This is a genomic window from Catenovulum adriaticum, from assembly GCF_026725475.1.
Classification (GTDB): domain Bacteria; phylum Pseudomonadota; class Gammaproteobacteria; order Enterobacterales; family Alteromonadaceae; genus Catenovulum; species Catenovulum adriaticum.
In genome coordinates this window covers 325,159-337,245 of record NZ_CP109967.1, presented here as the reverse complement: position 1 = coordinate 337,245, position 12,087 = coordinate 325,159, and the positions used below count along the sequence as shown (strand labels likewise).

The 12,087-nt window shown below is 38.1% G+C and carries 10 protein-coding genes; 6 read left to right on the top strand and 4 right to left on the bottom strand.

The genetic code is table 11. The features are described 5' to 3' along the window. Nucleotides 1-23 precede the first annotated feature (23 nt). Nucleotides 24-1,532 (top strand): FAD-dependent oxidoreductase, encoded by a 1,509-nt coding sequence (locus OLW01_RS17340; RefSeq protein ID WP_326498610.1) that lies wholly within the window; start codon nucleotides 24-26, stop codon nucleotides 1,530-1,532. A gap of 66 nt (nucleotides 1,533-1,598) precedes the next feature. On the opposite strand, the gene OLW01_RS17335 is transcribed toward OLW01_RS17340, so the two are convergent. Together OLW01_RS17335 and OLW01_RS17330 are read right to left on the bottom strand one after the other, a co-directional pair. Beyond that, nucleotides 1,599-2,285 (bottom strand): phosphoglycolate phosphatase, encoded by a 687-nt coding sequence (locus OLW01_RS17335; protein ID WP_268076765.1) that lies wholly within the window; start codon nucleotides 2,283-2,285, stop codon nucleotides 1,599-1,601. A gap of 79 nt (nucleotides 2,286-2,364) precedes the next feature. Continuing rightward, nucleotides 2,365-2,715 carry a Fis family transcriptional regulator gene (locus OLW01_RS17330; protein ID WP_268076764.1) on the bottom strand — a complete coding sequence of 117 codons (351 nt, stop codon included), beginning with the start codon at nucleotides 2,713-2,715 and terminating at the stop codon, nucleotides 2,365-2,367. Nucleotides 2,716-2,936: 221 nt separating this feature from the next. Here OLW01_RS17330 and OLW01_RS17325 point away from each other — a divergent pair, with 221 nt between their 5' ends. Next, entirely contained in the window at nucleotides 2,937-3,314 is a 378-nt protein-coding gene (locus OLW01_RS17325; RefSeq protein WP_268076763.1) for a SpoIIAA family protein, read from the top strand. A gap of 109 nt (nucleotides 3,315-3,423) precedes the next feature. Here OLW01_RS17325 and OLW01_RS17320 read toward each other — a convergent pair whose 3' ends face one another. Next, nucleotides 3,424-4,320: a sugar kinase gene (locus OLW01_RS17320; RefSeq protein ID WP_268076762.1), complete on the bottom strand. Its 897-nt coding sequence runs from the start codon at nucleotides 4,318-4,320 to the stop codon at nucleotides 3,424-3,426. A gap of 675 nt (nucleotides 4,321-4,995) precedes the next feature. Here OLW01_RS17320 and OLW01_RS17315 point away from each other — a divergent pair. Next, complete coding sequence (locus OLW01_RS17315; protein WP_268076761.1) at nucleotides 4,996-6,432, top strand: SGNH/GDSL hydrolase family protein; 1,437 nt, start codon at nucleotides 4,996-4,998, stop codon at nucleotides 6,430-6,432. 56 nt (nucleotides 6,433-6,488) lie between these two features. Here the strand turns inward: OLW01_RS17315 and OLW01_RS17310 are convergent, their stop codons facing one another. Further along, complete coding sequence (locus OLW01_RS17310; protein ID WP_268076760.1) at nucleotides 6,489-7,265, bottom strand: 3-keto-disaccharide hydrolase; 777 nt, start codon at nucleotides 7,263-7,265, stop codon at nucleotides 6,489-6,491. A 296-nt stretch (nucleotides 7,266-7,561) separates the two neighbouring features. Here OLW01_RS17310 and prlC point away from each other — a divergent pair, with 296 nt between their 5' ends. From prlC to OLW01_RS17295, 3 genes are all read left to right on the top strand, one after another. Beyond that, nucleotides 7,562-9,604: an oligopeptidase A gene (gene prlC, locus OLW01_RS17305; protein WP_268076759.1), complete on the top strand. Its 2,043-nt coding sequence runs from the start codon at nucleotides 7,562-7,564 to the stop codon at nucleotides 9,602-9,604. Between the two features lie 331 nt (nucleotides 9,605-9,935). Continuing rightward, on the top strand, nucleotides 9,936-10,181 hold the full coding sequence (locus tag OLW01_RS17300) for a DUF4212 domain-containing protein (protein ID WP_268076758.1): 246 nt from the start codon (nucleotides 9,936-9,938) through the stop codon (nucleotides 10,179-10,181). Nucleotides 10,182-10,199: 18 nt separating this feature from the next. After that, nucleotides 10,200-11,909 carry a sodium:solute symporter family protein gene (locus OLW01_RS17295; protein ID WP_268076757.1) on the top strand — a complete coding sequence of 570 codons (1,710 nt, stop codon included), beginning with the start codon at nucleotides 10,200-10,202 and terminating at the stop codon, nucleotides 11,907-11,909. Nucleotides 11,910-12,087: the final 178 nt, after the last annotated feature.

Here is a 12,087-nt window from a genome sequence, read left to right as displayed (position 1 = left end):
ACCTGTTGTAAAGGTTTGTACTTTTGAATAATGTAATTACATCTAATTTAATGCCCATCACTGAAAAAACACAAAACATTAGAAGTTCACAAAACGGCTCGGTTGCTATTATTGGCGGCGGTGTTGCAGGATCTACAATTGCGCTACGTTTGGCTGAAATCGGCATTAAAGTGACGTTAATTGAGCAAAGTGACAGTTTAGTGAATGGCCCACCAATTTGTCATTTACATGCAGGTGGTAGCTTTTATCGAGATATCTCCGATGAACAATGTTTAACTTTACTGAATCAGTCAATCGATATGATTAGCGCGTTTCCTCAGTGTGTAAACGTTCGGCCTACCGTGATTGCGGTTCCTGTGCATGATAAAGGGTCACCCAGTACAATATTACCCAGACTTGAAAAGCTACGCCGCCAATACAAGCAATTAGTGGCAGAGCAGCCCGATAAAAAAAGGTTAGGTGAACCCGACCAATATTTTCAAACATTTAGTCGATTAGAGTTAGAAAATCTCGCAACAAAACCACTACCCAAACAAGCGATTTGTGCACAAGACTGGTTAATTCCGGTTGCTCGTAAACTGGATTTAGACAAACTACAATACCCAGTAATTTTAGTACAAGAGTATGGGTTGAGTGGCTTTCGTTTTTCGGCGTTGGCAAGTTTAGCCGCTGCGAACCTATCAAAATGCGATGTGTTAACGCATACACAAGTAACCAATATAAAAGAAAATGACGACAAAAATCATGCTAGGTGGCAAGTCAGCATACTCGATATATTAAATCATCAGACTAAAGAAATGCATTTTGATTATTTGATTAATGCTTGCGGTTTTAGAAGTGGTACATTAGACGATATGTTAAAAGTGCCTCGCCAGCGTTTAGTCGAATTTAAAGCGGCATATGTCGCAAGATGGGAAAATTGCCAAGGTCAATGGCCTGAAGTAATTTTTCACGGCGAGCGAGGTACACCTGAAGGGATGGCTCAGCTTACACCTTATCCAGATGGATATTTTCAGTTGCACGGGATGACTCAAGATATTACATTATTTGAAAATGGTTTGGTTAAAAGCGAAGCAAAAAGTGCACAGCCTAAATTACCTCAAATTTATTTAAATAAAATTGAAAACGGTTGGCCAGAACCCATTGTTGCGCAGCGCACTTTAGGTTCTATTTCGCATGTGTCGCGGTATATTCCTGAATTTAGTCAGGCGGTTGTGGCCGCTAAACCTTTATATGGCGCACAGCAAATTCCGGGTGAAGATCCTAAGTTAAGAGCCGCTGATGTTTCTTTTTATGGTCAATATTATGCTCGTGCTGAAATTGTTAAGGCGTCATCAGCGTTAGCGGCGTCAGATACAATTTTACAACAGTTAAAGCAAATTAATTTATTGAACGATGACGTTCATCCAAGCCATTTAGCTGAACATTATTTACCCGTTACCGCTTCGGTGAGCTTAACAAGTGTGGTGGAATTGGCTAGTCAAATTGCAGAGCAAAGAAACTATCCATCCGCTTTGGCCCGCCAAATTTAGGCTGGCTTAACGTTGCGATATTTGTTGTTTTTGAAACCTGAATCTCAAGATGATCAAATTAACCCGTTAGCTATTAACGGGCTCGAGTATATTTAATAAATCAGCAAAATTATCAAATACCCACTCTGGGTTTGAATCGGCGATAGGTTGTCCATAATTATAGCCATAAGTTAAACCAACACTTTGTGTGCCCGCTGCTTTGGCCGCTAAAATATCATTACGTGAATCACCAATCATTAAACATTGCTCGATGGCGACATTCATTTGCTGGCAAGCAAAATGAAGTGGGGATGGATCTGGTTTTTTTTGCGCTAAAGTATCACCACCAACTAAGACTTCAAATAATCCAGTTAAATTTAAACCAGCTAAAATAGGTTCAATAAAACGTTCTGGTTTATTGGTAACAACTGCCAATTTATAACCTAAAGCTTTTAACGTTTGCAAGCTACTGAGTACGCCGTCATACAATTTAGAATGAATACATAAATTATTTTGATAACTGGTTAAAAATAAATCGAGTGCTTTGTCGGCTAGCGCGGGATCTAAGTTTGCAGATATAGTGGCACTGCCGCTTAAAGCTCGTTCAATTAAAACTTTAGCGCCATTGCCAACCCAACATCGAATGGTTGACTCTGGGTAAGTTGATAAATTCAGTTGCACAAGCGTATCGTTAACTGCAAGTGCTAAGTCGGGCGCGCTATCAACTAAAGTGCCGTCTAAATCAAATAGTAGAGTATCTTTTGTAAAGCTCACATGAATGCCTGTAGCTGGTAATAAAGCTGGTAATAAAGCTGGTATTTTAACAGTTATTGAGCAAAAGTCATGACTGCGTTTAAAGTTGGCTGATTCTTGCGTGCCAGTTGCCTTGATGTTGCTTTTCGCAGGCCTGTTCATTATCGAGTTTTATTTGTTTATCGGGTTTGTTTAAGCAAATATTAACGGTTTTTAAATGTTCAACAATCCAATCTTTAAGCGTTATTTGTTGCTGTTTTAATTGTGCTTGTGATGCTGATGCCTGTGTGTCAAACACACAAATAACGATTAAGCTGCTTTGTAATTGGTCATAATTTACTTTATGAGTAAGCCAAACAAATCCTTCTATTTGAGCTAATGCTAAATGACAAACCTTGGTAAGTTGTTCAATAATTTGCTTTTCGGTTTTTTTAATCTGTTTTTTATTCATATAATTTTGTTAGCCTAGGTTCCCAAAAGTGAATGAATTTTATCTTATTTTTAGGCTCGCTCATACCGGGTCAAATTATATTTTAATCGTTATCATTTTGAATGTATTCGCAGTTTGTGGCTTTTATTTGTGTCTTTAAGCCACTATATTTTTATTGAGTTTTTATTTGAATTTAAATAGCCGCTGCGTAAATAGATGCATAAATAAAAGGAGGGTTGAATATGAGTCACAAAATACAGGGGATTACGATTGGGATAGAGCGCGTCAATGCGGATATTTTTATTAAGCTAACGGCTACCGGTACTTTAACGCATGATGATTATCAAACAATTACCCCAATTTTAGAATCGGCCTTGGCAGGCATAAAACAAGCTAATGTGAAAATATTGTTAGATGCCACTGAATTAGACGGTTGGGAATTAAGAGCCGCATGGGATGATTTTAAATTAGGCTTAAAACACGGTAACGAGTTTGGCAAAATTGCCATTGTAGGCGATCAACATTGGCAGCAAAAAATGGCTAAATTAGCGGATTGGTTTATTTCAGGTGAAATAAAATATTTTGATAGCAAAGAGTCTGCAATGAAGTGGCTATTTTAAAATTGTACCAAAAAGATCAATAGCCCCTAGTTTCATAAACAAAAAATAAAAAAGGTGATTAAGCATTAATCACCTTTTTATTTGAAAGTGATGTAAATATTTGCATGTGCTAGTGCGTGATTGCACCAACATGTTTAACAACACTTATTGCGACATCTGCACCAGCTTCAACTGCAGATAAAACATCATCGCCAGCCATTCTGGCCGCGATATAAGTGCCAGCAAATGAATCACCTGCCGCTGTTGTGTCGATACAAGGTGCATCTTTTCTTACTGAGTAACAAAATTCTTCATCGCTGGTAAATACATAAATTCCGTCTTGAGCATTTTTTACGATAATTTCTTTGCAGCCCAAATTACGTAAAAATTCAGCGACTTCATCATGCGTTTCATGTTTAAACACCGCTTTATGATCTGTCATCCCAGGCAGTGCAATATCGGTTAACTGGTAAGCTTTTGTTAACCAGCTGATCGCATCTTCATCCGAATGCCAAAGTTTTTCACGGTAATTAGGGTCAAATACAATAGTTGAGCCTTGGTTACGTAATTTTTCAATCAGCTCAAGCAATTCTGTGCGGCCTTGATCAGATAAAATACCTAAACTAATACCGGTGAAATATACGTAATCAAATTTTGGCAGTTCGGCAAGGATATTTTGTTGCTTTAAAAGCGACATTAATTGGCTAGCGGCAGACTCTTTTCGCCAGTATGAAACACAGCGCTGATTTTTATCATCCCGGGTAATTGCATAAATGCCAAGTTGGGCATCTGCTGTTCTGGCAATATATTGGGTATTTAAGCTTTCGGCTTTCCATTGCGCCAGCATTTCATTACTTAGATTGTCAGTTCCTATAGCTGAAATATAATGTACATTTAGACGTGAATGCCAGCGTTTAGCATAAACGGCTGTATTATAAGTATCGCCAGCAAATGAACGTTTAAAATTTAAAGTATCGGTTGCATTTAACTCTAACATGCACTCACCAATAGAAGCTAAAGATGCCACAACTTTCTCCATTGAATTTTGCGCCCAGACCGGGCTGATTTGATGGGCGTATAATATCGCCTGAGTAAATAAAATGCCAGTTGAAAAACGATATCATTTTGGCTATTAATCCCATGTATATGGGCGGTAATGTGGCTTTGACCAGAATTATTTTTAGTCGTTATAGTCATTACTTTTGTGGGTGATTTTGACAGGCGAAATAAATTTTAAAATTAAACCAGGTCGTGTTGATCTTTCGCGTTCATTTTTGCAGCATTTCGTGTGTTTTTTATACAATTACAATGCAGACCGATTGACGTGTAGTGCGCTACATAAGTGAGCGATAAAGACTTTGTGCTCCTGCAAAACCATCTAACCCACATCCATGTGGGGCAAGCCGTAAAAAAGCCATACGGACGCTGCCTTTCAGGTTCGTCCTGAGCGCTTCCAACTATTTGTTGCCTGCATGGAGACAGGTACTTAGCGTGAGCCGGATGCGGTAGCTGTGCTCGGTTTTATATAGAATAACTATGCTACATATCTCTCGTCGCGAGCAAAACGCGTTTAGTTAGAACGAAATTTGTACACCAAACGTCAACACGCTCTAAACAAATAGGTATAATTTAATTGTTTTTTTATATATAAATAGGTAATTTAAATTATTAGTTAACTACCTTTGGGAAAGACAATCACTTTATGAAACTAAACGGATATAAAAAACTCGCTTTTATTGGTAGCTTATTATTAAGCGGTGCAGGGATGGCTGATGTTTCGCCATTTTCAAGTGATGAACAAGTCCTATTTATTGGTGATTCTATTACCCATGGTGGTAGTTATCACAAAAATATTTATTTATATTATGCCACCCGATTTCCGGAAAAGACCATTAAATACTACAACGCGGGTATTTCGGGTGATACCGCGGTAGGTACGTATCAAAGGTTTTATGCAGATATTGCCATACATCAGCCTGATAGTGCCACTATTATGTTAGGTATGAATGATGTCGCCCGTGATTTGTATTTAACGCAAACTCAGCTTGATAACGGCAAGCAGTTAACGCTTGATTTGTTGAGTCAACGTGAAGCGGCTAAAAACAGGTATCTAAAGCATACTCGTTTGTTGATTGAAAAATTGCTTAAACAAGGCAGCCATGTGGTGCTGATTGGCCCGTCTATTTATGATGAAACGGCACAGCTTAAAAAGCCGGCAGCACAAGGTATTAATTTAGAGCTTGCGAAATATGCTGCTGCGCTTAAGCAATTAGCCGCTGAATATAATATTGAGTTTGTTGATTTTAATCGGCCGATGACTGAGCTTAATCGGCAAATGCAAATAAAATCACCCGCCGCAACACTGGTAGGCAAAGACAGGGTTCACCCTGGCGCTGTAGGACATTTTGTGATGTCTTATTTATTTTTAAAAGCCCAGTTTTTACAAGGTGATGTTAATCAAAAACAGGTGGCTTCAATTGAGATTAATGCCAACAATAAAAATGAAATTAATACACAAAACTGCCCGTTAGTGGGAGATAGGCTCATTAAGCCGGATCAGATTAAATTTAGTTGCCAACAGCTAAGTTTACCTTTTCCGGTAAAAGCCGAACAGCAGCCAGCACTGGATTTGGTGCCGTTTCAAGAAAAGTTTAATCAGCAAATATTAACCGTCACACATTTAGTGCCCGGCAATTATCAATTATTAATTGATAACCAGGTTATCGCTCAATTTAGTGCTGATGAATTAGCTGAAGGTGTTGATTTATTAAGTGTCACTAATACGCCTATGTATCAACAAGCAGTTAAAATAATGAACTTAAATGATAAGCGATTTAAGCTGTCAGCTAAACTGAGAAATGTTGCTCATGTCAGATATTCAATGTTGTCTAAATACCCGGAAGTGGATAAAAATGATTTAGCAGCCGTTAAAGCAGCTTTGCTTTCACATGTTGAACAAAGTAAAGATAAACCCTGGTATCAGTATTTATTAGGCCAGGTTAACAATTACTTTAAATTATTACCTGATGAAAGCAAAATGCGTGAAGAAATTGAGAGGTTATTTAAACAAATTCACCAAGTGAGCAAAACCAAAACACATCACTGGCAGTTAATTAAAGTAGAGCCTAGAGCCGGTTAACGGGTTATTGTATTCATACATAGTGAACTTACACTATGTATGAATGTTTTTTGTATTTATTTTTTAGGTTTCATGCCGGTTAAAATATTCTTGCTGATGGGTCTTATCCAAATATTTCGATAGCTGACTAGCTCAGAATGATCTTGCAACAATAAGGGCGCGCATTCATAAGCCGATGGATATGAAGGTTTACCACGATAAACAGTGGGTCCTTGAATTTCAGTATGGTTTTGCACTAATACTCCGTTATGTAGCACGGTAACATGGGCTTTGTCAGTTAAGTCGCCTGCTTTATTATATTTAGGCGCATTGAAAATAATATCATATTCTTGCCATTGCATTGGTGGTTTACTGGCATTGACTAATGGAATACTTTGTTTGTAAATTGAACCAGCCTGCCCATTCGAATAAGTCGGGTTATTATACGAATTGAGTACTTGAACTTCGTAACGACCTTGTAAAAATATCCCGCTATTGCCAGCATTTTGGCCCGTTTTGTTTGGTGTAAATTCAGGTGAACGCCACTCAATGTGAAGCTGCACATCACAAAACTTTTGTTTGGTTACAATAGGGCCCGTTTTAGGTTTTACTGTGATAGCACCGTTTTTCATTGTCCATTTTACCGCGCTACCATCTTTGTGTTGCCATTGGTCTAAATTAGTTCCGTCGAATAAGACAACCGCGTCAGAGGGAACAGGCGTGGGGGTGACAACCTTGGGCACGGGTTTCCAGAATTCTGTTAGCCCTGGAGCTGGAAGGTTATTGTTTTGTGCGATTAAAGCGGTTGATGCCAGACTGGATAGTAACAAGCAAGATTGATAAATTTTTTTCATAGTATTTCCCAAGTTGTCGTGTCTTTAAATAAATTCGATAGGATTTATTCTCATTTATTAACTGTTTGAATCGACTAAAAGCAGTTTATTCAGCCGAGTGTCAGCCTATTTATTATTACAACAAATTTACAAGCTAAACTCTATTCATTTATTATGTTTATATGAATGTTTAATTTTACACATAAATTAGGGCAGAAAATAAAATAAGCATTAAAATAAACTTTATTTAGGGCTTGTAATTAAGCTTGACCGTCCCGACCTTATACCTTTTGGCAAATATAAAAAGAGCGAATACCATGTCGAATCCGCTATTGCGTGAAACCAGCTTACCTTTATTTAATGAGATCAAGCCAGAGCATATATTACCTGCTGTTGAAGCTACAATTGCCCAGTGCAAAGCTACGATTGAAAAAACAGTTAGTGAAGATCAACAATATACTTGGCAAAACTTAGTTGAACCATTAGATGAAGTTGACGATCAGTTAAGCAAAATTTGGTCACCTGTTTCTCACCTACACTCGGTTGCAGATACCGAAGCGTTGAGACAAGCGTATGAAGCTTGCCTGCCTTTGTTGTCTGAATATAGTACTTATGTTGGTCAGCACCAAGGGTTATTTAAAGCGTATCAAGCTTTGGCTAACAGTGACGAGTTTGAGCATTTAAATCAAGCTCAGCAAAAAGCGATTAACAATGCACTGCGTGACTTTAAATTATCGGGTGTTTCATTAGATAACGACAAAAAAGTACGTTTTGGTGAAATTAAACAGCGTTTATCTGAATTAGCGACTGCGTTTGGTAATAATGTTCTTGATGCAACCCAGGGGTGGAGCAAATTAGTCACTGATGAATCTGAACTGTCAGGTTTACCTGAAAGTGCGATTGCCGCAGCAGCCGAAACAGCTAAAGCAAAAAATCAATCGGGTTGGTTATTTAGCTTAGAGTTTCCAAGTTATTTACCCGTGATGATGTATGCTGATAACCGTGAACTAAGAGCTCAGATGTATGAAGCATTTTCAACAAGAGCATCTGCTCAAGGTCCTAACGCAGGCAAGTGGGATAATTCAGCCACTATTGACGAAACATTAAAACTCAGACACGAATTAGCCCAATTGCTTGATTTTGACAATTACGCCCAAGAATCTTTAGCAACGAAAATGGCACAGACGCCAGAGCAAGTATTGAATTTTTTGTATGACCTAAGTGATAAAAGCCAGATTCAGGCTAAGCAAGAACTGGCCGAGTTAACCGCTTTTGCAAAAGAGCAACATGGTTTAGATAAATTAAATGCTTGGGATATGGCGTATTATGCTGAAAAATTGAAGCAACAAAAGTATGCTATTTCGGATGAAGTTTTACGTCCGTATTTTCCTGAAAATAATGTAATTAACGGCTTATTTAGCATTGTGGAAAAGCTATTCTCAATTAAAATTAAACGCCGTGACTCAGTTCAAGTATGGCATGAAAGCGTTCGTTTTTATGATATTTTTGATAAAAATGATCAATTGAAAGGCAGCTTTTATTTTGATTTATATGCCAGAGAAGGTAAGCGTGGTGGCGCTTGGATGGATGTTTGTGTTGGTCAAAGACGCAAACAAAATGGCGAACTGCAATTACCAGTTGCATATTTAACTTGTAACTTTAATAAACCGGTCGGGGATAAGCCTGCGTTATTCACTCATTCAGAAGTAGAAACTTTATTCCATGAGTTTGGGCATGGTTTACATCATATGTTAACTCAAATTGATGTAAGTGCTGTTGCCGGGATTAATGCAGTTGCTTGGGATGCCGTTGAGCTACCAAGTCAATTTTTAGAAAATTGGTGCTGGCAGCCGGAAGCATTAGCGATGTTTTCTAGCCATTACGAAACCGGCGAAACATTACCACAAGATTTATTAGATAAAATGCTAGCGGCGAAAAACTTTCAATCATCAATGATGATGTTGAGACAACTTGAATTTTCATTATTCGACTTTGAATTGCATTTAGAATATGACGCGCAAAAAGGCATCAATGTTCAGCAAAAATTAGATCAAGTTAGAGACAAAGTCGCGGTTGTTAAACCACCTGAATTTAATCGCTTTCAGCACGGTTTTAGTCATATTTTTGCAGGCGGTTATGCGGCAGGGTATTACAGCTATAAATGGGCCGAAGTTTTGTCTGCTGATGCGTTCTCGTTGTTTGAAGAAAATGGTATTTTTGATGAGCAAACCGGTCAATCATTTTTAAATAATATTTTAGAAATGGGTGGTTCTAAAGAACCTATGGAATTATTTAAAGCTTTTCGGGGTCGCGAGCCGCAAGTTGATGCGTTATTAAGGCATACAGGTATCGCAGTTTAAAAGCAGCTTAGTCAAAATATGTTTTCAATTGTTGATTAAACAAACAAATCCATTAAAGCACTCAATTAAGATTAATTGAGTGCTTTATTTTATTAATTATACTTTTTCTTCCTCTTACTCTTCCTTTAATTATTTTCATCCCAATCATCTCACCATGTTATTTTCAAACATTTAAATATATGGTTTTACGGTGTCATAAATCCACTATTTTGTTGATGAGTCGTTCATTAAACAGGATTCCAAAGTAATATTAATGTGTTTTGTGTTGTTTTAATGTGAATTTTCTGTTTAATTATACCTTTAAGCGAAAATAAAATACAAAGGATTAGGGATGCACAAAGCACAACAATACTGGGCTGACAACATTCGATTAATTATTATTTGTTTGATTATTTGGTTCACGGTGTCATTCGGATTTGGCATTATTTTAGTAGAACCTTTAAATGAAATCCGTTTAGGTGGTTATAAACTGGGTTTTTGGTTTGCTCAACAAGGCTCTATTTATACATTTGTTGCACTCATATTTTGGTATTCCTACAAGATGAATCAACTGGATAAAAAATATAAAAAAAGATGATGAGTCGGAGTAACTATTATGGATGAACTAAAACTATATACTTACATTGCGGTATTTGGCTCATTTGCACTTTATTTTGCTATTGCTTGGTATAGCAGGGCAAGCTCGACCGACGAGTTTTACGCAGCAGGTGGTGGAGTAGGTCCAATTCCAAATGGGATGGCAATCGGCGCAGATTGGATGAGCGCGGCTTCTTTTATTTCTATGGCAGGTTTAATTGCATTTTTAGGTTATGGTGGTTCTGTTTTTTTAATGGGTTGGACAGGCGGATATGTGTTGTTGGCAATGCTCCTAGCACCTTATATGCGCAAACACGGAAAATTCACTGTTCCAGAGTTTATTTCGGATCGTTATTATTCAAAAACGGCTCGAATTGTTGCTGTGGTTTGTTTGATTATTGCGTCTTTGACTTACATTATTGGTCAAATGAAAGGAGTGGGCGTTGCTTTTTCTCGCTTTTTAGAAGTTGACTACGGTTTAGGTTTAGCGATTGGCATGATAGTCGTTTGGGTTTATGCGGTTTTGGGGGGTATGAAAGGCATTACTTACACCCAAATAGCTCAATATTGTGTGCTTATTTTTGCTTATACAGTGCCTGCTATATTTATTTCGCTCCAATTGACAGGCAACCCTATTCCTCAATTAGGCTTGGGTAGCACACTGGCAGACGGTAGTGGTGTTTATTTGTTAGATAAGCTCGATGTGATTGTCACCGATTTAGGTTTTAAAGAATACACAACAGATAATATGGGCGGTAGTTTAAATATGTTTGCCTATACATTATCGCTGATGATAGGAACGGCCGGTTTACCACACGTTATTATGCGATTTTTTACCGTGCCCAGCGCCAAAGCCGCTCGAACCTCTGCCGGATATGCATTAATTTTTATCGCCTTATTATATACAGTTGCTCCAGCAGTCGGTGCAATGGCGCGATTGAATTTTACTCAAACGGTGGAGCCTGCATCGGGCCAGGCGCTTGAATATGAAAAAAGACCCCAGTGGTTTAAAGATTGGGAAAATACAGGATTATTGGCTTTTGAAGATAAAAACCAGGATGGTAAAATTCAATATTCAGCCGATGAGAATGTCAATGAAATGACCAAAGTGGATCGTGATATTATGGTTTTAGCAAATCCTGCTATCGCTAATTTACCTAACTGGGTTATTGCTTTGGTCGCAGCGGGTGGCTTAGCGGCAGCTTTATCTACGGCAGCGGGTTTATTATTAGCCATATCTTCATCTGTTTCTCATGACTTAATGAAAGGAGTACTCACACCTAATTTGACAGAAAAAGAAGAGCTTCTTGCTGGGCGTATAGTGATGACTGTTTCAATTTTAGTTGCCGGTTATTTAGGCCTTAACCCGCCCGGGTTTGCGGCTGGCACAGTGGCGCTGGCGTTTGGCCTAGCGGCATCGAGTATTTTTCCAGCCTTAATGATGGGCATATTTATTAAAAAAATGAATGGCACTGCGGCAATATCCGGAATGGTTGTGGGGATTGGCGTAACTATGCTCTATGTATTTCAGCACAAGGGCATCATGTTTATACCCGGCACTGAATTTTTAGGCAGTTTGCCCGAAAACTGGTTCTTAGGAATTTCGCCTAATGCATTCGGCGCAGTGGGTGCCTTAGTTAATTTTTTGGTCGCTTTAATCGTGTACAGCTTTACAGGGCCTGCGCCAAAAAGGATACAAGCACTAGTCGAAAACTTTAGAGCGCCTTAACCAATAATGTTAAGTGCCGGTAAAACGTTAATTTGGACACTTAATTTATTATCTTCATATAAATCTAGCCCCGTCATAATTTAATAATATGACGGGTTTTAGGTGGTTATTTCACTCACTTTACCTTAATCGTGATTGTTGAAGTTTGAAAAATGAGCTTTAATATATTTATCTTATA